Origin of the sequence: Arthrobacter sp. Soil782, from assembly GCF_001428435.1 — a bacterium.
GTDB lineage: Bacteria > Actinomycetota > Actinomycetes > Actinomycetales > Micrococcaceae > Arthrobacter_D > Arthrobacter_D parietis.
The window spans coordinates 236021-257562 of sequence record NZ_LMSO01000008.1 but is presented as its reverse complement, the minus strand read 5'-3'; the positions used below and the strand labels follow the sequence as shown (position 1 = coordinate 257562).

The window sequence follows — 21542 nt, the reverse complement described above, 5'->3', positions numbered from 1 at the left end:
CACTGGTAGTCCTGATTCTACTGAAGCGTAGGCAATTCAGTGAGCATCTTCGTTCAGCCGCTTGAGCACAGCCTTGGGAACAAAGGGCGAAATGTCACCGCCCAGGCCCGCAACCTCCTTCAAGAGCGTCGACGAGAGGTGCGAGTAGCTTGCCTCCGCCGGTATGAACACGGTCTCAACTCCGGCCAACTGGCGGTTCATTGCAGCCATCGGCAGCTCGTACTCGAAGTCCGCGCTTGACCGCACGCCCTTGACGATCAGGTTTGCACCCTGCTTCCGGCAGAAATCCGCCAGGAGTCCGTCGCCCATGGGCAGCACAGAAACGCCGCGGAGGAATGTGAGAGTTTCGCGGGCAATCTCCAGCCGGTCCTCGAGCTCGAACCGGTACTTCTTTGCGTAGTTGGTGGAGACTGCGACGATCACTTCGTCGAAAAGGCTGGCGGCACGGGCAATAACCTCGAGATGCCCATTGTGAATGGGGTCAAAGGATCCAGGGCAGACGGCTCGACGCATACAACGAATCTACCGCGTGAGAGGAGGGTTTTCAGTCGTGTCCCAACCGGAATCGCGGGTTCGAGATACTGGATGACATGGAATCGAACCAATCCGCCGCGGCAGGACAACTCTCCGGTTGGCAGCGAACCGCCCGGGGTGCAAACCTTCTCTCCCCCGACGGCAGCCTCGGAACCGTTATTTTCGAAGAGATAACGGCGCTCGCCGGGCAGCACAATGCGATCAACCTGGGCCAGGGCTACCCGGACGAGGACGGGCCTGAACTCCTCCTGAATGCCGCCCGCGAGAACATCGCCTCCGGTATGAACCAGTACGCCCCCGGGCGTGGGCTCCCCGTGCTCCGGGAGGCGATTGCAGCTCACCAGCAGCGCTTCTACGGACTGCCCGTTGACGCCGAACGGGAAGTTGTTGTGTCCACGGGCGCCACTGAGGCGATAGCCGCGTCAATCCTCGCCTTCGCCGGGCCGGGGGACGAGGTGCTGACGTTCGAGCCGTTCTATGACTCCTACGGTGCCATCATCGGCCTCAGCGGAGCCCGGCACACCACTGCGCCGCTGGTGGGACCGGCGTACCAACCGGATCTGGAAGCCCTTGAAGCCGCCATGAGTGAGCGTACCCGGGTGATCGTGGTGAATAACCCGCATAATCCCATGGGCACCGTGTTCACCCGGGAAACGCTTGTCCGCGTCGTTGAACTGGCCGAGCGCTTCGGCGCCATCATTGTCACCGACGAGGTGTACGAGCATCTGACGTTCGCAGCGACACATATCCCGGTAGCCACGCTGCCCGGTGCATGGGAGCGCACAGTCACGATCTCCTCAGCAGGAAAGACGTTCTCGGTGACCGGCTGGAAAATTGGTTGGTTGACCGGGCCTGCTGACCTGGTGGATTCAGTCCGCAGCGTGAAATCCTTCCTCAGCTACAGTTCCGGCACTCCGTTCCAGGGCGCTGTGGCGCTCGGGTTGGGTCTGGAGGACTCCTTCTACCGCGCGATCGCCGACTCCCTCCGGAACAGGCGGGACCTCCTGGGGGAAGGCCTCAGTGCCGCCGGCTTTGACGTCTTCACCCCGCAGGCGACTTACTTCACCGTCGTCGATGCAGCTCCGCTCGGCGTCACCGATGCCGTCGCCCTGGCCAGGCGCATGCCGGAACTGGTTGGTGTGGCGGCAATCCCCGTTCCGGTGTTCTGTCATGAGGCAGGAGCACGGCGCACCCGCTCACTCCTGCGCTTCGCGTTCTGCAAGAAGGAGGAAGTGCTCGCCGACGCGGTACACCGCCTGTCCTCGCTCCGGGAGCGGCTGTGAGCGTGCCGTCCCGCTACCTCCGCGCGGCAGGTGCGCATGCTGAAATTGACATGGATGCCCATAACGATGGCGCCTTCATCCTGAGCATCGGCGGTGCGCAGCAGTCGCACGTCGACCTCGCCGATCCACGCAACGTTTTTTATGAGTACCTCCGCCGGATCGCGAACGTCCTTGACGTCTTCAAGCCAGCCGGCCAGCCGATACGCGTCCTGCACCTCGGAGCAGGTGCACTGACCCTTGCTCGTTACGTACAGGCCACCCGTCCCGGATCCCGCCAGGTTGCCGTCGAGCGCGAGCGGGAACTGCTTGCTTTCGTGGTGGAGCACCTGCCGCTACCACCGGGTACCGACTGCGAGCTACTGGTAGAAGACGCGAGCGACACACTAACCGCCTGCACTGAAGGTGCGTTTGACGCCGTCGTTCTCGATGTATTCTCCGGTGCCGACGGTGCCACCGAATTAGCCACGCCGGAGGTTTACCGCCTCCTCACCAGGGCGGCCGCACCCGGCGGCGTTGTGCTTGTGAACGTAGGCGATGATCCTCCGCTGACCTTCGCTCGCGAACAGGCGCTCCTGCTGCTGGAGACCGGGTACGACGTCGCGGCGCTGGGCGAGACCGCCATGTTCACCGGGCAGCACGCGGGAAACATCGTGCTGGCGGCGTCAACTTGGTGGAACCCGGCGTGGACGGCGCCCCTTGCGGCTGCGGGACCGCATCCGGCCGCACTCCTGACCGGCGCCGACTACACGGATTTCGCCGGTAGAAAGCGCTGATTTACGCGCAGTTTTCATGCGCTAAAGAACCCGTGCCACGGGCCGTAACCCGCAGTACCGTTGAACTACTGCACGGACAATTTTCCGATCACCGTTGATGGAGGAATCATGACAACGGAAGTCACTGAAGTATCCGATTGCACCGTTCACACCTGCGCCTTCAACCACGACGGCTGCACCGCGTATGCCATCACAGTCAGCGGCAGTCCTGAGCACGCTTCCTGCGCAACCTTCATCGATACCTCGGAGACCGGCGGCCTGCCGATGGTCCTTGCGCATGTGGGTGCCTGCCAACGCAACGAGTGCGTTCACAACAGCCATCTCATGTGCAACAAGCACGACGTGAAGATCGGGTCCGGTTCTGATCTGGCTGACTGCCTTTCCTACCAGCCACGGTAGCGCCGCTCCGGCATGAATAGTGCCCGTCCCCTGCATCTGTGGCTACAGGAGACGGGCACTCCTACGTGCACCCACTAACTCCCGCTCCACAGACCACTTCATATGAGAGCTCTCTCATGAATAGCTCACCGACGTCTCATAGCCGGCTGGCTAAATGGGAAACCTGCGGTTCCAGTTGGCTGCGGGGAAAGTTGGATGCAAGCCATGACGGTGAAGGACAGCAGGGCCACGACGGCCGGAGCGCAGAAACGCGGGACGCTTCGCGTGGTCCTGTACTCGCACGATTCCCAGGGGTTGGGACATACCCGCCGCAACCTCGCGCTGGCGCATGCTCTCACCGGCAGCTTCAGGCGGGCCGGCCGGACGGTGAGCGGAGTGCTGGTCACGGGAGTCGCCGCAGCCACCCGCTTCGAAATCCCCGAGGGGTGGGACTGGGTGGTGGTGCCGGGTATCGCGAAGGGCACGGGAGGCTATGAAGCCCGGTACCTGAATGTCCAGCAGACGGACATCATCAAACTTCGGTCATCCCTGATCGCGGCAGTGTTCCACGACTTCCGTCCTCACCTTGTGGTGGTGGACCGGCACCCGTTTGGAGTGGAGCATGAACTGGCAAACGGGCTGGAGCAACTGCGGCGCGAGCATCCGTCGTGCCGGGTAGTGCTCGGCTTGCGCGAAGTTCTCGACCAACCCTCGGCTGCACGTCGTGAATGGACCGCACTGGATCTGGACCAGGTGGACCGGACGTTCGATGAGTTTTGGGTGTACGGGGATCCGCTGGTCCACGATCCGGTGCGCTCCGGCGAAATTCCAGGCAGCCTCGCCCACCTCGTGCGGCACACCGGATACCTTTCCGTCGGCCGTCCGGTCCGGCGTCGTACCGGCGCCACCGGTGTTCCCTTCGTCGTCACGATGGCCGGCGGCGGATCCGACGGTCTTGACGTAACCCTGACCGCCGCCCGCGCCAGGCTCCCGGAGGGGCTCGAGCACCTCATTGTCACCGGTCCCCAGATGCCGAAAGGCGACCGTGCACAGGTTGAGGCGGCGGCCGGCCCCCGCACGCATGTCGTCGGATCCGTGCGGGACGCCCTTGCAGAGATACAGTCGGCGGCGGCTGTCGTCGCCATGGGCGGGTACAACACCGTGTGCGAAATCATGAGCACCACCACCCCTGCCCTGATCGTGCCGCGGGTCCACCCGCGCCGGGAGCAGCTGATTCGCGCACGTGGCCTGGCTCGGCACCGGTTGCTCGATTTCTGCCACCCCGACGAGTTCACCCCGGACACGCTTTCCACCTGGTGGGCGCAAGTGGGCGGGCAGGAGGTTGCCCGCGATGGAGTCAACCTCGATGGACTCGCAACAACCTACGAGTACGCATCCGAGCTCCTGGCCCAGCCGGACGGCAGCTCCGAACGACGCACGGATTGGACCCGTCATGCAGCTGTCTAACGAGGGGCGCGTCGGTTACGTCCTGAAAATCTACCCACGCTTTTCGGAAACTTTCATTGTCACGGAAATCCTCGCCCGTGAAGCAGCGGACGAGGACCTTGAGATTTTCTCGCTTCGCCCGCCCGTTGACCCCCGTTTCCACCCCGAACTGGCCCGGGTCCAGGCGCCCGTTACCTACCTGACCCGGCCGCAGAAACTGTCCGAGGGCTGGCCCATCATCGCCGCTGCCCACAACGTGATCCCCAACTTCGCCCAGCGTTTCGCCGCTCTCCTGCCAGATCTCGCTGATTGCGAGGCGTCTGAGGTGCACCAGGGCGTCGAACTGGCAACCCGGGTAACTGAGCGTGGAATTACCCATCTCCATGCCCATTTCGGATCGATCGCAGCACGCACCGCCCGCATTGCCTCCGCGCTCACGGGCGTTCCGTTCTCCTTCACTGCCCATGCCAAGGACATTTACCACGAGCAGGTGGACCAGGCTGAACTCATCCGCCTCATACAGGCGGCGCACCACACGGTCACCGTGAGCAACTTCAACTACCGGTACCTCTCAACCCTTGCCCCGGCCGCTTCAGGCCGGCTCCACCGCGTCTACAACGGGCTGGAGCTCACCCGCTTCCCTTTCAGGGAACCCGCTCCCGTCCACACGCCCTTCCGGATCGCCGCAGTTGGACGGCTCGTGGAGAAGAAAGGCTTCTCGCTCCTGATCGACGCTGTTGCGGCGCTCGTGCGCTCCGGCGTCCAGGTGGACGTGCGCATAGCAGGTGGTGGGGAGTTGGCTGATAGCCTGGCCGACCGCGTCAGGCTCCTAGGCTTGAGCGACCAAATACACCTCCTCGGCCCCCGCACGCAGAGCGAAGTCATCGAACTCCTGAGGTGGGCCGATGTATTCGCCGCCCCCTGCATCATCGGTGCAGACGGCAACGCCGACGGACTGCCGACGGTCCTGCTTGAGGCGATGGCGATGGGTGTGGTCTGCATCGGGTCGGACGTCACCGGAATCCCGGAGGTCCTCGGCGGAATGGACGGCGCCGCCACCGGTCTGCTTGTCCGCGCCGGCAACGTCGAGGACCTGATTCTGGCGCTGCGGACTACGGCGTCCGACTCGTTCGACCGGATAGCAACCGCTCTGGCTGCCCGGTCATTGATCGAACGGTGCTTTGATTCCCGCTCCCAGTCCGCACAACTGCAGCGTTTGTGCGGGACAGCAGCGGCGGAGGCGGAGACTCATGTCCGTGTAGAGCATCCGTCGTCCGTATCGTCGTCGTCCTGCTCGTCCCCGGAACTCGAGGCGGTGGTCCGATGAAGCGCATCGCTTATGTGTGCATCGACCCGGGTGTGCCGGTGTTCGGCACCAAGGGTGCGTCCGTCCACGTTCAGGAAATTGTCCGGGCCTGGCGGAACCGCGGCGCGGAGGTGACGGTGTACTGCACGCGGCCCGGCAGCGACGTCCCGGCTGATCTGGCGGACCTCGCCGTCGTCGTCGTACCGGTGACGGGGAAAGGGGCGGCCCGTGAGAACTCACAGGCTGCCGCTGCCGCTGAACTCGCCCAGCGGATTCTGGACGACGGCGCGGATGCCGTCTACGAGCGCTACTCGCTGTTCAGCGACACGCTTGCGCGCGTTACCGGTCAACTGCGGGTTCCTGGCTTCCTCGAGGTCAACGCGCCGCTGATTGAGGAACAGCGAACCCACCGGAGCCTGATTGATGAAACGGCGGCGCACGCGGCTTTGCGGGAACAGGTCGGTGCCGCGACCCGAACTGTCTGTGTCTCCGATCCGGTGGCCGACTGGGTCCGGAATCGCGTTGACCCTCAGCACCATGAGCGGATCCGCACCGTTGCCAACGGCGTCAACGTCCACCGCATCCGCCCCTCGTCTGAGGCGCCCGGCATGGCGGTCGTTGCATTCGTCGGAACCCTGAAGCCCTGGCACGGGGTGGAAACGCTGATACAAGCGCAGGCTGCGGGATCGCGCGAGTGGACGCTCCGCATAGTCGGGGACGGCCCACAGGGGGCGGAGTTGCGCGGCCTGGCCGAGAGGGTGGGGGCCGACGTTGAGTTCACCGGCGCAATCGCACCGGAGCACGTTCCGGAGGCCCTCGCCGGATGTTCGATCGCGGCTGCCCCGTACCCACGCGCGAGCCACGGCGACCAGTACTTCTCCCCGCTGAAAATCTACGAATACTGTGCCGCCGGGTTGCCCGTTGTCGCCTCCCGGGTGGGGCAGGTGCCCCACATCATTGACGACGGCGTCACCGGACTTCTGGTCGAACCGTCCGATCCGTCCGCGCTGGCTGAAGCCATTGATGGGCTGGCCTCGGCACCGATTGCCCGGGCGGCGATGTCCGTCGCCGCGCGGCGCGCGGCGACTGATCGTCACAGCTGGGACACCGTCCTGAACCGCATCACCGAGGAAGTGCCGGCATGACCAAGGCGGTCGTCATACCCGAGAAATCAGCCCTTCACCGTACACTGCAGATCCTCAGGCCGCATCTGTCTGGTCAGGGACTGCTCATGGCCGGCGGTGTCCTGGTGCTGCTGTGTGAGGTCGCGTTCCGGGTCCTCGAACCGTGGCCGGTGAAATTTGTGGTGGACGCGGTCACCCGGAGCCTGGGCGCTGATTTTGCAGGCACCGGACCGGAGGCGACTCCCCTGCTGCTCCTGACCTGCGGCGCCGCCCTCGTCTTCTTCACCGGTATGCGCGCGGTCTGCAACTTCTTCGCTACGCTCGCTTTCGCTCTGGTCGGATCGCGGGTTGCTACCAAACTGCGAGCCAAGGTGTTCGATCATGTCCAGTCCCTCTCTGCGCGGTTCCACTCGGTCAATCGCACCGGCGACACAGTCCAGCGATTGGTCGGCGACGTCGGCAGACTCCAGGAGGTCGCCGTCACGGCCGGTATGCCGCTATTGGCCAACTGCATCACCCTGGTTGCGATGGCCGGAGTAATGTTCTGGCTCGATCCGTTGCTGGCACTAGTGGTCATCGCCGCATGCGCGGGCTTCCTGCTCCTTTCACGAATCAGCACGGACAAGATCACTGTGGCTGCACGCCTTACCCGCAAGGGTGAAGGTTCCCTCGCGAACACCGCCCAGGAGAGCCTGGGCGCCATCCGGGTTGTACAGACGTACGGCCTGGAACGGGCGCTGTCCGACCGGTTCGGCAGCAGCAACCAGAAAACGCTCAAGGAGGGCGTGAGGTCCCGCCGCCTCGCAGCCGCCCTGGAGCGAAGGACGGATGTGATTGTGGGCGTCGCGACCGCCGTCGTCCTTGCCGGGGGCGGGTGGCGGGTGGTTCAGGGAGCCATGACGCCGGGTGACCTGGTGCTCTTCCTGATGTATTTGAAGACTGCCCTGAAGCCGTTACGGGACCTCGCGAAGTACACCGGCCGGATCGCGCGCGCCACGGCGTCCGGCGAGCGCGTGGCCGAACTGCTCGACGAGGAGGTGGACATCACCGACTCCCCTACGGCCCTTCCGCTGGGCAAGGTGTGGGGTGAGCTCGAGTTCCGCCACGTCTCGGCATCCTATGAGGGGCGGGTGGTCCTGTCCGATCTCACCCTATGCCTGCAGGAGGGCCACACCACGGCCATCGTGGGACCGTCCGGATCCGGCAAGTCCACACTGCTGTCCCTCCTGGTGCGCACTATGGATCCGGAGCGCGGTTCAGTGCGCCTCGACGGCGTGAACCTCACCGACATCACACTCGCTTCCCTCCGATCGAACGTAAGCCTCGTCCTGCAGGAGGCGGTCCTGTTTACCGGCAGTATCCGCGAGAACATCCGTTTCGGGCGCCTGTCAGCGACGGACGGCGAGGTTGAGCGGGCAGCGCACCTGGCGCAGGCCCATGGTTTCATCACCAGCTTCCCCAAGGGTTACGACACGACTGTCGGCGAGCGCGGCGGGACTCTCTCCGGGGGGCAGCGGCAACGTATCGCGATTGCCCGCGCCATCCTGCGCGATGCACCGGTGGTGCTCCTCGATGAAGTGACGACAGGGCTGGACCATGACGCGCGGACCGAGGTTCTCGGCGCCCTGACGGCGCTCAGCGCGGGACGAACCACCGTAGCGGTGACCCATGAGGCGTCCGTGGCGTTGCAGAGCGACCGCGTGCTCTGGCTTCAGGACGGGCGGGTGCTGCTGGACGGATCACCGGAGGAGCTGCTGCGTTACCCGCTGTTTGCACGCTGGGTCGAGGAGCAACGCGCTTCCGCACAGAACCGTACGACCGCAACGGTGCCGGCTGGGAGCGTGCCATGAGCAGCCTGCGTACTCCGCTTGACTCCCACCTCCGATCACTCGAGTTGCTCTTCGATCCGGACGCGCTGAGCTCCCTGTTCAACCGTCCGGTGCGTGCCGCTCACCTGCGTTGGAAGCGCGGCAGGTCGGCGGTCGCGCGTCTCCACGATGACGACGGCGGCGTCCGCTGGCTGGCGATGTACAGCACCGATTCGTCGGTGAAGCTGGAGAAAACCTTCCGGCGCGCGCTCACTCAGGATGTGGAGTGGGAGCGCTTCGCACTTGATGACGGAATATTGGCAAGCGGGCCGATCGCGCTGGATCCGCGCTTGTACCCGGTGCTTCGTGGGTTCAGGCGGGCTGGCCTGGAGGTGCCGTCGCCGGGCTTCGGAGTGCTCAAGTACAACCCGTTCCGGCGCCTGGTGTTCAGCGTGGACGCCGCTGGCATCCCGCGTCTCATAGGAAGGGCGAGTGCGGGCGGACACTCTATTACCCCCGGATTGCTCTCTGAACTGGCGGATGGCGGGGTGCCCGTCGTCGTTCCCCTCGACTCGGCACTGTTGCCGCCGGGCCTACCTACCTCCAAGCATCTTGAGTACCTGCCGTGGTACGGCTCCGGAGACCTCAGCACCGTCCCGCTTCAGGTTGCGGAACTGCCCGCCCGGTCCGCGGGTAAAGCGCTGGCCCTACTGCACGATCAAGCACCGATCCACAAGACGCACGCGTGGCGAGCACCTGCAGGACGGCTTCGTTCACTCATCCGTGAGAATGCCGAGCTGATACCGGAAAACGGGGGTCGCCTGGAGCGAGTGTCCGCGGAGCTGGAGGCCCTGCTGCGCCGGCCGGGCAGGGCTGCGTTAATCCACGGAGATTTCTCGGCCGACCAGGTGCTCGTGGACGGCCGGCAGGTACGGTTGATCGACTTCGAGTGGAGCACTTACGGTGCCGCAGCGTCCGACCTGGGTAGCTTCGCCGCCGCCGAGGCGCTGGAGTCCCCCAGGGCCGACGGCCGCACCGTCCTCGGGCTGCCGCGAACGGCTGCCCTGCTCAATGGGTACGGCACCGGGCCTGCCACGGTACATGACTCCGAGACAGTGGCGTGGACCGCCTTTCACCTGCTGAATCGGCTTCGCGAGCCCTTCCGTGCCTGCGCACCAGATTGGCGGCAGCAGGTCGACCGCCGTCTCACGATGATTGAAGAGGTTTTGTGGTGATGCACATACCGGTTGAGTTGCCGAACGACGGCGGTCCGCCGGTTCGTATCCACCGCGCCTGGCCCCGCAGTGACGGGAGTCTGGTCATCGAAGGCCGGGAACCGCGAACTGGTCGGATCCGTGCCGGCCGCATCGATGCCGAGGGCCGCGCGTCCTTGGTGCCGTTTCGCGACGATCGCGCACTGCCCGGGCTGGATGCCGGTCCTTCAGGAGAACTGCTGGTGCACCGTTTGAAGCGGCGCGCCGTCGTGCGCACCGACGGGCGGTACACGAAGTTTCTTGCGGGTGGGAAGGCAGCCGCTGTCAGAGACGCACATCTGGCGGTTGCTGCCGGGCTGGCTGGATCCGGAGTTGTTGCGCCCGATGTCGTAGCTGCCAGTGAGCACAGCATCACGTTATCTGCCGTACCCGGAGTTAGCCTGCACGATCTGGGTAGAGGTCTGGACGCCGGCACTTGGTCGGCTTCCGGTGTCGGATCCGACCATGGCTCCAGGCCGCTGGACGCGTGGAGCCGTGCCTGGGCACTCTGGGCAAACCGATGGCCCGGATTCGTCGGCACGTCAATCAGCAACGAACCTTCCGCTGCCGCTCGGATTCATTCAGCGCAGGATGAAGTTTGCACCCTCGAACGGTGGGTTGGACTGGCAGTCGGGTTCGATGCTCTAGGTGTATCGGAGGACCGACTTCGCCGCGTATCGGCGTCGGTCGGCACGTCCCTGCTCAATAGTTCCTCGCCCGCCGGACTTGCGCACCGTGACCTGCACGACAAACAGGTTCTAGTGGACCCGGGGACCCGGTCGGTGGGAATCATTGATTGCGACACACTTGCCCTCGCTGAGCCTGCGCTCGACCTCGCTAACCTGGCGATTCATTTGGATTTCCGGGAGGCCCAGGGACTGTTGCCCGTTGGCACCGCGGCCGTTGGCGGTCACTATATCCGCGAAGTGGCCGAGGTCCTGGCGGTACCTTTCCCGCGGTTTGAGGCCTATGCTGCAGCGACAGCTCTTCGGCTGGCCTGCGTTTATGCGTTCAGGCCGCCCTACCGGGACATGGCATCTACGTGGTTCAGCGAGCTTGAGGAGCGTCTTGGCAAACGCACTTTCCTCTCAGGAATGCCTGCCTGACCCCTCTTCCGAGGTAAGAACCGACGTATTGATCAACGCCGGGTAACGGACCTGTCCCGATTAGCTAACGACACGACGACATGACTCGGAATGCTCAGCTAGCTGTTCAATACTGGACTCATGGGAACGCAGCAACTCGAGGAGACAGTCAAGACAAAGGCAAGCGGGATTCTGCGTTGGGATTGTGCACCTGCAGTGATAGTGCTGATCGCAGTGGCAGCTTTCTGGATCGGCGGGTCGTTGGAGTGGTTCGAGATGCTGAGCGTCCCGGAGAACGCCGTGGGCAGCGTTGTGTGGCTCTACCTCATGCTTGCCGCGGTCGCAGGATCGATCGTCCTGGGAGGCGGCGCCGTTGTCGATCTGGCGCGGCGAATCAATCGCCGCTCGGAACGGAACCAGTAGCAACACCGCTCCTCCACACAGCCACCGGAAAGCTGCCCCTTCCCCACATAGCGGGGGAACCACCAGTGTCCGCAACGTGGATCAACACACGCTTGATGAGCTGAAACGGATAGCGGCGTCAAACGGACGCTCGCTGCAGGCCGAGCTCAGGGCACTATTCGATCAGTTTGCAGCCTTGCCCTGGGAATCGCGGCTCGCGGGCTATCCGCTGTCAATGATGCCGCTACCTCGCTGGTACACCGATCTGGCTGATGTGCGGATCGAGTTGCCGAGGTTTACGCGGCCATTCGCAGATCGCCCAACACGCTCTTCCGGGAAGCACGGCACCGCGCAAGGCACGGAGCACTGGAAGATTCTAACGCACTGCAGCGGTGCGAGCAGGTATGGCGGCGGCTTTTGGACGTCCGAGCGCCCGATAGGTCCAGCCGGCGTCGCGCCAGGCCACCGGGTCCAGGCAGTTTCGTCCGTCCACGATCGCTGGACGAGCCACCAGTGCACGGAGATCCATTGGATTCAGCGCGCAGTACTGCTCCCATTCGGTCAGCACCAGCACAGCGTCGGCATTCTGGACGGCCTCTTCAACAGAGGTGGTGTAGGCGAGGTCAGGGAAGCGTCGCGAGGCGTTCGGCACGGCCTGAGGATCGGTAGCTGTGACCGCCGCTCCCTGAAGTTGCAACTGGGCGGCAACGCTCAGGGCGGGCGAATCACGGACGTCATCGGAGTTGGGCTTGAAAGCCAGACCGAGAACGGCTATCCGTTGCCCGAGCAGCGACCCGCCGCAGACCTCCCGCGCCAGATCCACCATGCGGGAGCGCCGCCGCATGTTGATGGAGTCGACTTCCCGCAGGAAGGTCAGGGCCTGATCTGCTCCGAGCTCACCCGCTCTCGCCATGAAAGCGCGGATGTCCTTCGGGAGGCAGCCACCACCGAACCCGAGCCCTGCGTTAAGGAACTTCCGGCCGATCCGCGCGTCGTGGCCAATGGCGTCCGCGAGCATGGAGACATCAGCTCCGGTGGCCTCGCAGACCTCCGCCATCGCGTTGATGAAGGAGATCTTCGTGGCCAGGAAGGCGTTTGCGGATACCTTCACCAGCTCAGCTGTCTCATAGTCCATCACCAACCGCGGGGTCCCTCCAGCGAGCGCCTGGGCGTACACCTCATCCAGGATCAGCTGGGCGCCGCTGGCTGCATCATCCAGCCCGTACACCAGGCGGTCCGGTTCCAGCGTGTCCTTGACGGCGAAGCCCTCGCGCAGAAATTCCGGGTTCCAGGCCAGCGTCACTGAAGGGCATGCCTCGGAGATACGTACGGAAAGGTCGCGGGCAGTACCAACGGGAACGGTGGATTTCCCCACCACAACGTCGCCTGCATTCACATGGGGCAACAGTGCGTCGACGCCCGCATAGACGTGGCTGAGGTCTGCCCCGTTCTCTGCTCGCTTCTGTGGTGTGCCGACCGCGATGAAGTGCACAGCGGAGCCGGCCGCATCGGCGATGTCGGTTGAGAAACGCAACCGGCCAGTTTCAAGCGCCTCAGCGAGTAATTCCGGAAGCCCTGGCTCAAAAAAGGGAGCATCCCCTGCACTCAGGGCCGCAACTTTCGCACCATCGACGTCGATGCCCACCACCTCGTGCCCAAGCTTCGCCATGCACGCCGCATGCACCGCTCCGAGATACCCGCATCCGATGACCGATAACCGCATGATGAACGCCCCTAGCTGTCGTATTTCTGGGTCCCGTTTCCGTGTCCTGCAAACACCGTACGGAGGCTGCATGGGGCGCAGATGAACCAGAGATGAGAGTTAGATGAGATCAGGTAGTCAGATCAGTGCCCCGGCTACCGGGCGGACTGAACGGCGGAAGCGTTAGACCGGTTCCAGGTACCAGAGCCGGGTCTCGCCATACTTCTTGTGGGCGAAGCGCTCAATCCCGTCGGGCCAATCCGGCTCCCCTGAGCGCGAGGAACGTTCGAGCACGACGACGGCCCCTTCGGCCAGGTGCGGAACAAGAGTGGACAGGATGGTCACCAGTGGCGCGTCCTCGAGCGGATAGGGCGGGTCCATGAGCACCACATCCCATAGCGCGTCCTCCGGGACCCGATTCAGATAGGTCTCAACCTTCGACCGGTGCACGCGAACGCAGGTCCAGCCCAGGACCTGGTTCATCGCTTCGGCATTTGCCCGGCAGGCGGCAGCAGCCCGGTCCGCGGACTCGACAAGGTCCACAGTTGCTGCTCCGCGGCTCGCCGCCTCCACCCCCAACGACCCCGATCCCGCGAAGAGATCCAGGACATGCGCGCCGGCTAAAACGTTGTAGGCATCCAAGCGGGAGAACAAGGCTTCCTTGACCCGGTCCGTGGTGGGTCGCGTCGCCTGGCCCGGGACGTTGGTCAGCGTAGTGCCACCTGCGGCCCCTGCGATGATTCGACTCATGAAAAAACACTCTAAACCACTAGCAGAAACGGTTTCCGCGTGGTCCAATAAGTGCAGCCGAGAAGCATCTCCCGGATCGGCTGAATGCATCTCGGCTCAGAGCGCACTTGGCGCACAGCTCGGCGTTGCATCGGTCGATATTGCTCTGGCAAATCAACTTCGCGCCGCAATAGCTACTTTCGAATCACTCGGAGCACAGCTTGAGCCTCTCTACGCGGAAGCTGACCTCGCCGTGGCCGCTGAACTTGCTGCTCTTGACGCTGCCGACGCCGCCACTTTCGAGGCATCGGAAGTAGTCAACGCTGCCATGGCGCTTCTGACCGCAGCCCAATCGGCCGAAGCGACCACCCTCGCGGAATTGGAAGCGGCAAAACAATCAGTCCTGGACGTTCCGCCGGGCGACGCTGCCGCGCTGGAAGAAGCTGAGGCTCAGCGCGATCAGGCACAGGCGCGGCACGACATTGCGGTGGCTGCCACTGCTTCGGCCAAGGCAGATGAAGCCGCAGCGCAAACAGCGTTGGAGGACGCCTTCTTGAGGTACGACGAGGCTGAGCAGGCTTACGTGGAGGCTTTCGACGCTGCCTATGGCACTCCGGAGATCCTTGCTCTTGAGGCGCAGGTCGAGACCGCAGCGGCATCTTTCGATGACGCCATCATCCGCCTCAGTCTGACCGAGGGCTCCAACCCGCAGGACCTGATCGCTCTGGCCGACGCAGTCATCGCTGCTTGCTCGGCCCCGGCGGTAGCTCAGGCGCCGGTCGCGCAGACGCCTATTGCCCACGCGCCGCTCGCCCGGACAGCCGCTCCCCAGCAGCGCGGCCTGAACATTCAAACCGCAGCGCACGACGCCAGAGCCACAGATCCCGCTAACCTCGCCCTCCTGGCCGGGCTGGCAGGATTCGGCGCGGCAACAGCGGCCGGTGCCGTCGTCGTCGTTCGCCGTCTAAGCGCAGGACGGGCCTAACCCAATCGATGACAGTTACACAGCGTGACGCTGCTGCCCCCGCTCCCCGGTCGCGAATGCGGCTATGGGTTGCGGGGGCAGCAGCGTTAGGCGCGCTCGTTTCGACCACAGCGCTCAGCGGGGCATTTGCACCACAGGCTGCCCCGGAGGAGACGGCGCGCCCCGCAACCATCGCTGCCAGTGCCACGCCCACTTCCACCCCGGAAGCCAGCCCCAGTCCCAGTCCCACTACTCAGGCAGTAGCGCCGAAACCTCGTGCCGCCGCTCCGGAACGGCTGATCGTGGAATCGGCCGGCATCGATGTAGCAGTTTTGCCTCTCACTCCCTCCTCGGCAGACGAGGCGTCACAATCCCTCGTCCCACCGTTCACCCTGGACGGCTACTGGCTTACCTCATTCGGCATGCCCGGGCGTGGATCGAACGACACCACGTACATCACCGGACACAGCTGGGAGGATCGTGAGGCTCCGTTCAACCGCTTAAGCACCGATGTGGAGGTGGGGCACGAAATAGTGCTGCACACCGGCTCCGGTGTGCAGCACTACGTAGTCGATTCGATTGTCACTCATGACAAGGACACCCTGAAGGACAGCAATATCTGGGATATCACGCCGAACAGGCTTGTTCTCATCAGCTGTTACACCGAAGATCCCTGGGGCAAGAACGTTGTAGTGACCGCAAGCCCCAAGGACTCACCCTAGAGCGAGCCGAACCGGCGCCGCCCTGCATCCTGGTGGAGCAGGTAAGGCTCCGGGTCACTTGATGCTGCAGGCGAACTTGCCAGCCAGCACGCAAAGCCGGTGGGATTCCGCGATTCCATTTCCTCAAGGTACAGCCGCCGCTTCCGCGCGAGCTCTTCCAGTTCCGCCGCTGTCTTGGCGCTGATGACAGCCAGGAAACTGATTCGCCATGCCCGGCACAGCTGTGCGGAGTTGAGGTGCCTCACCCGCTCGTTGATGTCAGCGCCCTCCACATGGGGCTGGACGCCCGGAAGCGTCGCTTCCGAGCGCCCAGCACCTACCCACCGGAACACGCGGCGAAACCAGCTTTCGTTCATTGCCGGACGCCGCCCCGGTCAGAGTCCGCGACGGGAATCGTCGCCGTCTGTCTCGATCTCTTCCTTACGCACTTCCTCACTCACGGTCTGCTCGTCCGTGACAACTTCCTTGTCGAGGCGCACCCGCTCCACCGGCACAGCTTCCTTCTCCACGACGGGTCGTTCCTCGTGAAGGGTCACCTCGTGCTCCTCCTCGCTGATGGCGGGTCCATCATGAGCGTCGCCGCGGTTGGCGTCGGTGATCGGCTCACGCTCGACCCGCACTTCCTCACGCTGGACCGGCACGGTCTTGGTGACGTTCTCCGTCACTACGTATTTGCGGAGGCGGGCACGCCCGGTCTCCTGCTTCTCCGTGCCGACATGGAGCCGTTCCTCGGAACGGGTCATGGCATCATCCGTAGTGGGCCCCGAAGTGTCATGTCCAACTGTTCGGTCACCGCGGTCCGCGTCGAAGCGGTCCCTCTCGCCGGCGCTTGCGATGCCGGGATTGGAATCACGGAAATCGTCCGACCCGGTGGTGGTGCCCGAGTACGTACCGTGTTCGGCGGCGTCGTAACCTCCACCCGGCCGGCTCAGGGAGTAGTGGCGGTAGAGTTCCGCTTCCTCCGCCTCGCTCAAATTCTGGTCCGGGTCAACCTTGGGTGCGTCCTTAACCTGGTCCTTGGTGTAGGCAATGCGCACGTCATCACCGTCCATGGAAGCGCCCTGCAGCGGTGCGAACGATTCTGACGTACCGAAGAGGCCCGTCTTCACCGTGACCCAGCTGGGCTCTCCTGTGTGGTCATCCACGTACACCTGGCCCGCGGATCCAACCTTGTTGCCGTCCTGGTCCACAACGTTCCCGTTGCCATCAAGAATGCGGTCGATATGTTCCTGCGTGATCATTTTATCTCCTCGAGATTGATTGCAGAGGGCTTGTCCGAAGTATCCGGTTGCACAAGGGTAGACACATCAGTCGCTTAATTGGAAGCATGCTTATTACTTTTATTGAAAGTCGGCTTAGGAAATCGGGCTGAAACCCTGGCCTAACAGGCATCCGGGCAGAGATACAGCGTGTGAACCGGTCCCGGGGTTGCCACAAGATAGCAGCCGATTACACTGGCAACAGGTTCAGCAGCGAGCCACAGTAAGACCTACTTGTGGGAGTGCCACCAGCATGGACGCTCAGTCGCGCTCATTCATTGAGCCACCTCTACTATCCATCCGCGAACCCGGGGATAACGCTCCCGCCTGGACCGAAACCGACGACGATTTCCCCGTCGATCTCTCTTCAGTTCCGGAACGCCGGCTTGCCGAGTTGTGCGACGCCCTCTTCCTTGAGTTGGATTCGGAGATGCCCGATCTCCGAGCCCTCGAGCGCTACCAGGCCGCCTGTGGCGAACTCGCCTTCCGTCAAAGCATCTCGGGCATCGCCTGAACGCGCCATTGCCTGCACCTGCGGACTGCTTTGTCAGCCTACTGATTGTCGCTATAGTTGTTTGTACGGTTCAGCAGCGAGCCTCACCAGCCTCTCGACTGTGGGAGTTCACATGGACCTGCGTTATCCCGACCGCTCGACAAGCCTGCGGACGGCAGTCCGCGACAATATGAAGCTGAGCCGGTTCGAGCTGTACGTTGATGGAGACAACGTCGGCTACCTTCAATACGAGAACCGGCAGGGCCAGATCTGGCTGCTGCACACGACCATCGAGCAGCGTTTCAAGCGCGCACGCCTGGATACCTACTTCGTAGGGAACGTGCTCGAAAACCTGCACAGGCGGCGGTTGGCGGTCATGCCATTCTGTCCTACCGTCCGTGGCTACCTGGGAGGTCACCCCGAGTGGGCCTCCCTGATACCGGCCTCCGAGCGCTCCCGCTTCCGTCTCACTCCTGCTTCCAGATCGCGAAAAACGGCCTCCCGCGCTTCCTGATCCAGCGGTTCGGCTTATCCCCGTTCGAGGAAGGCTTCTTTCTCGGCGTTCAGATAGAGATCCAACGCTTCTTCCAACTCAGGATGCTCCGCAAGTGTTGGGTCAGCAGTGATCAGTTCCTGTGCGTCCTTACGGGCTTTTTCGATCACCTTGGCATGCTGAATCACTTTGAGGAAGCGCAGTGCCGACCTGCCTCCCGACTGTGATGCGCCCAGGATGTTCCCTTCGCGGCGGAGCTCCAGGTCCTTTTGGGACAGTTCGAAGCCGTCGGACGTTGATGCGACAGCGTCCAGCCGCTCCCGGCTGGGGTGTGCCGGTTCGAGTTGCGTGACAAGCAGGCAGGTACCCGGGTGCCCACCGCGACCTATCCTTCCCCGCAGCTGGTGGAGTTGTGAGATACCGAAGCGGTCCGCATCCATGATCACCATGAGAGTGGCATTGGGAACGTCAACTCCCACCTCAATCACGGTAGTGGAGATCAGGAGACTGATGACGCCGTCATTGAATCCGGCCATGGTGGCGGATTTCTCTGCCGGATCAAGGCGCCCGTGCAGCAGGCCCATCCTCACTCCGGCAAGGGCCGGCACATCCTGCAGGGACTCGAACAGTTCCACAACGGACGTCAGTTCCTGCTTGTTCGGAGGCGCGCCTTCGTAGAGCTCCATTGCATCAGCACTGTCAGGTTCCGTTTGCGAGCTCCCGATCTTTGGGCACACAACGTAAACCTGCCGGCCGGCGTCAATCTCCTCCCGAGTCCGGGCCCACGCGCGATCCACCCAGTTGGGATTCTCGAAAAGCCCTACGACGTGCGTCGCAATGGGGGCACGGCCGGCGGGAAGTTCCGTCAAGGTGGATACATCCAGGTCACCGAAAACAGTCATCGCAACAGTCCTGGGAATGGGCGTAGCCGTCATGACAAGCATGTGCGGCGCAGCGGCGGCCTTCGCCCGGAGTGCGTCCCTCTGCTCCACGCCGAAACGGTGCTGCTCATCGACAACAATCAACCCGAGATCGAAGAACTGAACGTTTTCCGACAACAGGGCGTGTGTGCCGATGACAATGCCGGCGTCACCCGATGCGGCTGCAAGCAGCGCCTCACGCCTTTGCGCCGTTGACATGGACCCTGTCAGGAGCACAACCCGTGTCCCATCCACCGCCCCGCCGAGCATTCCTCCCTCAGCCAGCGGGCCGAGGGTACGAGTAATGGATTGATGGTGCTGCGCCGCAAGCACTTCAGTAGGTGCCAGAAGGGCCGCCTGTCCCCCTGCGTCAATGACCTGCAGCATTGCCCGCAAGGCAACAAGCGTTTTTCCCGACCCAACCTCGCCCTGAAGCAGCCGATTCATTGGATGGGCACCGGCAAGGTCCTTTGCAAGCTCCTCCCCCACCTGCTGTTGGCCCGAGGTCAACGTGAACGGCAGCGAAGCATCAAACTGATCGCGCAACCCGCCTTGGATCAGCGGGCGTGACGTTGCCTCCTCTGCGAGGACTTCAGCCCGTCGCCGTGCCAAGGCAGTCTGCAGGACCAACGCTTCCTGGTAACGGAAACGGTGTTGGGCACGGTAGGCATCCTCCACCTCGGCAGGCCGGTGAATCAACTCATAGGCCTGGGTGATGTTCATCAGCCGGTCACGGCGGGCGATGTGCGCGGGAACCGGGTCATTCAGCTGTGAATGAACGAGGGTGTCAAGAACCTTCTCGATGGACTTCTTGATCTGATCACTGCTGATGTGCTCAGACGCCGGATACACGGGGATAGGCACGAGATGCTTGTCCATGCCGGCGTCGTCTTCATCGAGCAGCGAAAATCGCGGATTGGTGAGGGTCAACTGTCCCCGGTAACTGCCCGTTTTTCCGGAGAAGACGGCGCGAGTTCCAACGGTGAGCTGTCGTTGAGCAACATGAGCGTTGAAGAAGGTGACATGCATGGTTCCGAGACTCCCGGCGTCGTCGTCGGTAATGACAACATCCAACAGTTTGCCCTTGCGCGTCCGCATCCATCGCGAGTTTGCCGATTGGACCCTGGCGACCAGGGTGACGTCTTCATCGAGCGGGACGCCGGACAACCCCGTCAGCTCCCCAGGCGGAAGGTAAGTACGGGGGAAGTGGTTCAGAAGCGCCCCGACGGAGTGAATCTCAAGGCTCTCCCCAAAAGCCCTAACAACTTTGGTGCCAAGCAATTTGGGGTCCAATGGTGCGGAAAGCTCGGGCGGGCGCCTGTTCTTCATATACCTTCCTGAAAGCCTTTTTCCTGAGCAGCAGGAACCAGCGAGACGTAGTTTCGAGCTTAGCGCCGCGCTCTGACGATCCCGTTACCCGTCGAAGTGGGTTGCAGGTGACGCGCCGGAAACCCGTTGGGCAATCTCCGCGGCGATCACGCGCAGCTTCACGTTGCGTGCGTTCGAGGCCCGTTGCAGGATCGCGAACGCTTCATCCTGCGAGCAGCGGTTTTGCGCCATGACGATCCCAACTGCCACGTCGATATGGGTTCGGGACTCCATGGCGCGGCTACGGTTGTCCGCTTCCTCGCTGTAGTGTGCCATCCGCAAAGCCAACTGCAGTCCTTTTGACGCCTGACGCGCGTATGACTCGGCGAAAGTGACTTCCTCGCTCCTGAAAGAACTCGGACGGTAGGAATACAGGTTCATCGCCGCATGTGCTCCCGCCCCGATGGTGAAAGGAGCAGAAAGAATGGAGCGCAGCCCGTATTTGGAGACCGCCTCTGAATATTCGGGCCACCTGCTCTCGCTAGCAAAGTCCTCCACGACGATGGTGCGCTGCTCCTTGGCTGCTGTGAGGCACGGACCTTCCTTGAAGGCGTACTGCAGTTCATCCATTGACTTCGCAGTCTCCGAGTTGTAGGCCACAGTCGCCGCCCGACGGCGGCGCAACAGGGTGATGCCGCACAGCACGGTCTCCTCGTGCCCGCTGACGCTGCGCGCTGAAAGGACGGCAAGTTCGTTGAGGAACTCCTGCATATCCGTGGTGGACAGCACAAGATCCTGCAACTCCTCAAGAAGCGAACGTTCACCCGTCCCCACTGTCTGCGCCGTCAGCCGACCGGGTGCGTCGAACTCCTCATCAGGCTCGAAGGAGACGAGTTCGCCCACGGTTCCACCTTTCAATGGTTCAAACCTCAACTTTCATCGCATAGGATACTTCACTAAGCGCCCTTCGCATCTCCAACGGGTCTCGTACCCCGCAGCGTCTGGCGTCGCCGGTGCCGTCCCACCGGGTCAAGTTACAGACGGCAGCACTTCGCCGGTGCAGTCGTTCTTTCGGGGTTAGAAGGTCAAGGCATGGACACGTCGTATTGGTCAACAAGCCGCCTGCTGAGCACAGCGGCCCGGCTCAATGAAAACCGTGACAACGAGCGGTTGCGCAGCATCGGCGTTACACATTCCGGTGTGACAATCCTGAAAGTGCTGGCCGCTGCGGGATCGATGAGCCAAGTGAAGTTGGCGCAGATCGTGCGGGTTCAGGCGCAGACAGTCGGTAAAGCTCTGGAACGGCTGGAGATGCGCGCGCTCGTCACGCGGCAGAAGAGTGAGTCAGACCGCCGGGTGACTTTCGTCGCACTCACTCCCGCGGGCCGCACAATCCTCGATGAGGTGCAGCAGGGTGAAGGTGTACCTTTTGGCGGTGCAGGCTATGCGGAAGAAGATTTGCGCGCTGCACTGATCAGCGTGATCAATGCCACCCGTGACAACCTGCTCGCTCCAGGACCGATGCCCGAGCCGCAACTGGCCGCTTCAGCGTAGTTTGAC

General features: G+C 63.2%; 22 protein-coding genes and 1 pseudogene. 16 read left to right on the top strand and 7 right to left on the bottom strand.

What is annotated here, in order from left to right; genetic code table 11:
- Positions 1-36 precede the first annotated feature (36 nt).
- Positions 37-513, bottom strand: a complete 477-nt coding sequence (gene coaD, locus ASH00_RS10515; RefSeq protein WP_056548274.1) for a pantetheine-phosphate adenylyltransferase — start codon at positions 511-513, stop codon at positions 37-39.
- A 77-nt stretch (positions 514-590) separates the two neighbouring features.
- On the opposite strand from coaD, the gene ASH00_RS10510 reads away from it, so the two are divergent.
- From ASH00_RS10510 to ASH00_RS17235, 11 genes and pseudogenes are all read left to right on the top strand, one after another.
- Positions 591-1817, top strand: a complete 1227-nt coding sequence (locus ASH00_RS10510) for an aminotransferase class I/II-fold pyridoxal phosphate-dependent enzyme (protein WP_056548272.1) — start codon at positions 591-593, stop codon at positions 1815-1817.
- Positions 1814-2590: a spermidine synthase gene (locus ASH00_RS10505; protein ID WP_327019689.1), complete on the top strand. Its 777-nt coding sequence runs from the start codon at positions 1814-1816 to the stop codon at positions 2588-2590. The genes ASH00_RS10510 and ASH00_RS10505 overlap by 4 nt, the downstream gene beginning before the upstream one ends.
- 108 nt (positions 2591-2698) lie before the next feature.
- A complete protein-coding gene (locus tag ASH00_RS10500) occupies positions 2699-2989 on the top strand; it encodes a DUF1540 domain-containing protein (RefSeq protein ID WP_056548383.1) in 291 nt (96 codons plus the stop codon).
- 204 nt (positions 2990-3193) lie between these two features.
- Positions 3194-4435, top strand: coding sequence for a glycosyltransferase family protein (locus ASH00_RS10495; RefSeq protein WP_157359087.1), 1242 nt, complete (start codon positions 3194-3196; stop codon positions 4433-4435).
- On the top strand, positions 4422-5741 hold the full coding sequence (locus ASH00_RS10490) for a glycosyltransferase family 4 protein (protein WP_082566048.1): 1320 nt from the start codon (positions 4422-4424) through the stop codon (positions 5739-5741). The genes ASH00_RS10495 and ASH00_RS10490 overlap by 14 nt, the downstream gene beginning before the upstream one ends.
- Positions 5738-6865: a glycosyltransferase family 4 protein gene (locus tag ASH00_RS10485; RefSeq protein WP_056548268.1), complete on the top strand. Its 1128-nt coding sequence runs from the start codon at positions 5738-5740 to the stop codon at positions 6863-6865. Before ASH00_RS10490 ends, ASH00_RS10485 begins: the two co-directional genes overlap by 4 nt.
- A complete protein-coding gene (locus ASH00_RS10480; RefSeq protein ID WP_056548266.1) occupies positions 6862-8694 on the top strand; it encodes an ABC transporter ATP-binding protein in 1833 nt (610 codons plus the stop codon). The genes ASH00_RS10485 and ASH00_RS10480 overlap by 4 nt, the downstream gene beginning before the upstream one ends.
- The gene (locus tag ASH00_RS10475) at positions 8691-9887 is read left to right on the top strand and encodes a phosphotransferase (protein ID WP_056548264.1); all 1197 of its coding nucleotides are present in this window, start codon (positions 8691-8693) and stop codon (positions 9885-9887) included. Before ASH00_RS10480 ends, ASH00_RS10475 begins: the two co-directional genes overlap by 4 nt.
- Positions 9887-11011, top strand: a complete 1125-nt coding sequence (locus ASH00_RS10470) for a phosphotransferase (RefSeq protein ID WP_235563269.1) — start codon at positions 9887-9889, stop codon at positions 11009-11011. Before ASH00_RS10475 ends, ASH00_RS10470 begins: the two co-directional genes overlap by 1 nt.
- A gap of 120 nt (positions 11012-11131) precedes the next feature.
- On the top strand, positions 11132-11413 hold the full coding sequence (locus ASH00_RS10465) for a hypothetical protein (protein WP_056548261.1): 282 nt from the start codon (positions 11132-11134) through the stop codon (positions 11411-11413).
- Positions 11414-11489: 76 nt separating this feature from the next.
- A pseudogene (locus ASH00_RS17235) lies at positions 11490-11564 on the top strand (hypothetical protein); the annotation flags it as partial.
- Positions 11565-11768: 204 nt separating this feature from the next.
- Here the strand turns inward: ASH00_RS17235 and ASH00_RS10460 are convergent.
- Positions 11769-13115 carry a UDP-glucose dehydrogenase family protein gene (locus ASH00_RS10460; protein WP_056548259.1) on the bottom strand — a complete coding sequence of 449 codons (1347 nt, stop codon included), beginning with the start codon at positions 13113-13115 and terminating at the stop codon, positions 11769-11771.
- 162 nt (positions 13116-13277) lie between these two features.
- The gene (gene rsmD / locus ASH00_RS10455; RefSeq protein ID WP_056548257.1) at positions 13278-13844 is read right to left on the bottom strand and encodes a 16S rRNA (guanine(966)-N(2))-methyltransferase RsmD; all 567 of its coding nucleotides are present in this window, start codon (positions 13842-13844) and stop codon (positions 13278-13280) included.
- Here rsmD and ASH00_RS10450 point away from each other — a divergent pair.
- Entirely contained in the window at positions 13843-14808 is a 966-nt protein-coding gene (locus tag ASH00_RS10450) for a hypothetical protein (protein WP_056548256.1), read from the top strand. The two genes, rsmD and ASH00_RS10450, sit on opposite strands and share 2 nt — an antisense overlap.
- An 8-nt stretch (positions 14809-14816) precedes the next feature.
- Positions 14817-15509, top strand: a complete 693-nt coding sequence (locus ASH00_RS10445; RefSeq protein ID WP_082566047.1) for a class F sortase — start codon at positions 14817-14819, stop codon at positions 15507-15509.
- On the opposite strand, the gene ASH00_RS10440 is transcribed toward ASH00_RS10445, so the two are convergent.
- Complete coding sequence (locus ASH00_RS10440; RefSeq protein WP_157359085.1) at positions 15506-15865, bottom strand: hypothetical protein; 360 nt, start codon at positions 15863-15865, stop codon at positions 15506-15508. The two genes, ASH00_RS10445 and ASH00_RS10440, sit on opposite strands and share 4 nt — an antisense overlap.
- 18 nt (positions 15866-15883) lie before the next feature.
- Complete coding sequence (locus ASH00_RS10435) at positions 15884-16750, bottom strand: YsnF/AvaK domain-containing protein (RefSeq protein WP_056548252.1); 867 nt, start codon at positions 16748-16750, stop codon at positions 15884-15886.
- 271 nt (positions 16751-17021) lie between these two features.
- Between ASH00_RS10435 and ASH00_RS10430 the strand changes: the two genes are divergently transcribed.
- Positions 17022-17282 (top strand): hypothetical protein, encoded by a 261-nt coding sequence (locus ASH00_RS10430; protein ID WP_056548250.1) that lies wholly within the window; start codon positions 17022-17024, stop codon positions 17280-17282.
- Between the two features lie 112 nt (positions 17283-17394).
- Positions 17395-17775, top strand: coding sequence for a GNAT family N-acetyltransferase (locus tag ASH00_RS10425; RefSeq protein ID WP_056548248.1), 381 nt, complete (start codon positions 17395-17397; stop codon positions 17773-17775).
- Between the two features lie 14 nt (positions 17776-17789).
- Here the strand turns inward: ASH00_RS10425 and ASH00_RS10420 are convergent, their stop codons facing one another.
- Complete coding sequence (locus ASH00_RS10420; protein WP_056548246.1) at positions 17790-20003, bottom strand: ATP-dependent DNA helicase RecG; 2214 nt, start codon at positions 20001-20003, stop codon at positions 17790-17792.
- Positions 20004-20087: 84 nt separating this feature from the next.
- Positions 20088-20885 (bottom strand): GAF and ANTAR domain-containing protein, encoded by a 798-nt coding sequence (locus ASH00_RS10415; protein ID WP_235563262.1) that lies wholly within the window; start codon positions 20883-20885, stop codon positions 20088-20090.
- A gap of 189 nt (positions 20886-21074) precedes the next feature.
- Between ASH00_RS10415 and ASH00_RS10410 the strand changes: the two genes are divergently transcribed.
- Positions 21075-21536 carry a MarR family winged helix-turn-helix transcriptional regulator gene (locus tag ASH00_RS10410; RefSeq protein ID WP_056548244.1) on the top strand — a complete coding sequence of 154 codons (462 nt, stop codon included), beginning with the start codon at positions 21075-21077 and terminating at the stop codon, positions 21534-21536.
- Positions 21537-21542: the final 6 nt, after the last annotated feature.

What these genes read in the sequence shown, in the direction of transcription:
- ASH00_RS10440 (WP_157359085.1), bottom strand. Translation starts at nt 15,865, where the DNA reads ATGAACGAAAGCTGGTTTCGCCGCGTGTTCCGGTGGGTAGGTGCTGGG.
- ASH00_RS10460 (WP_056548259.1), bottom strand. Translation starts at nt 13,115, where the DNA reads ATGCGGTTATCGGTCATCGGATGCGGGTATCTCGGAGCGGTGCATGCG.
- ASH00_RS10490 (WP_082566048.1), top strand. Translation starts at nt 4,422, where the DNA reads ATGCAGCTGTCTAACGAGGGGCGCGTCGGTTACGTCCTGAAAATCTAC.
- ASH00_RS10420 (WP_056548246.1), bottom strand. Translation starts at nt 20,003, where the DNA reads ATGAAGAACAGGCGCCCGCCCGAGCTTTCCGCACCATTGGACCCCAAA.
- rsmD (WP_056548257.1), bottom strand. Translation starts at nt 13,844, where the DNA reads ATGAGTCGAATCATCGCAGGGGCCGCAGGTGGCACTACGCTGACCAAC.
- ASH00_RS10485 (WP_056548268.1), top strand. Translation starts at nt 5,738, where the DNA reads ATGAAGCGCATCGCTTATGTGTGCATCGACCCGGGTGTGCCGGTGTTC.
- ASH00_RS10450 (WP_056548256.1), top strand. Translation starts at nt 13,843, where the DNA reads ATGAAAAAACACTCTAAACCACTAGCAGAAACGGTTTCCGCGTGGTCC.
- ASH00_RS10445 (WP_082566047.1), top strand. Translation starts at nt 14,817, where the DNA reads ATGACAGTTACACAGCGTGACGCTGCTGCCCCCGCTCCCCGGTCGCGA.
- ASH00_RS10435 (WP_056548252.1), bottom strand. Translation starts at nt 16,750, where the DNA reads ATGATCACGCAGGAACATATCGACCGCATTCTTGATGGCAACGGGAAC.
- ASH00_RS10425 (WP_056548248.1), top strand. Translation starts at nt 17,395, where the DNA reads ATGGACCTGCGTTATCCCGACCGCTCGACAAGCCTGCGGACGGCAGTC.
- coaD (WP_056548274.1), bottom strand. Translation starts at nt 513, where the DNA reads ATGCGTCGAGCCGTCTGCCCTGGATCCTTTGACCCCATTCACAATGGG.
- ASH00_RS10470 (WP_235563269.1), top strand. Translation starts at nt 9,887, where the DNA reads ATGCACATACCGGTTGAGTTGCCGAACGACGGCGGTCCGCCGGTTCGT.
- ASH00_RS10475 (WP_056548264.1), top strand. Translation starts at nt 8,691, where the DNA reads ATGAGCAGCCTGCGTACTCCGCTTGACTCCCACCTCCGATCACTCGAG.
- ASH00_RS10500 (WP_056548383.1), top strand. Translation starts at nt 2,699, where the DNA reads ATGACAACGGAAGTCACTGAAGTATCCGATTGCACCGTTCACACCTGC.
- ASH00_RS10480 (WP_056548266.1), top strand. Translation starts at nt 6,862, where the DNA reads ATGACCAAGGCGGTCGTCATACCCGAGAAATCAGCCCTTCACCGTACA.
- ASH00_RS10430 (WP_056548250.1), top strand. Translation starts at nt 17,022, where the DNA reads ATGGACGCTCAGTCGCGCTCATTCATTGAGCCACCTCTACTATCCATC.
- ASH00_RS10410 (WP_056548244.1), top strand. Translation starts at nt 21,075, where the DNA reads ATGGACACGTCGTATTGGTCAACAAGCCGCCTGCTGAGCACAGCGGCC.
- ASH00_RS10465 (WP_056548261.1), top strand. Translation starts at nt 11,132, where the DNA reads ATGGGAACGCAGCAACTCGAGGAGACAGTCAAGACAAAGGCAAGCGGG.
- ASH00_RS10495 (WP_157359087.1), top strand. Translation starts at nt 3,194, where the DNA reads ATGACGGTGAAGGACAGCAGGGCCACGACGGCCGGAGCGCAGAAACGC.
- ASH00_RS10510 (WP_056548272.1), top strand. Translation starts at nt 591, where the DNA reads ATGGAATCGAACCAATCCGCCGCGGCAGGACAACTCTCCGGTTGGCAG.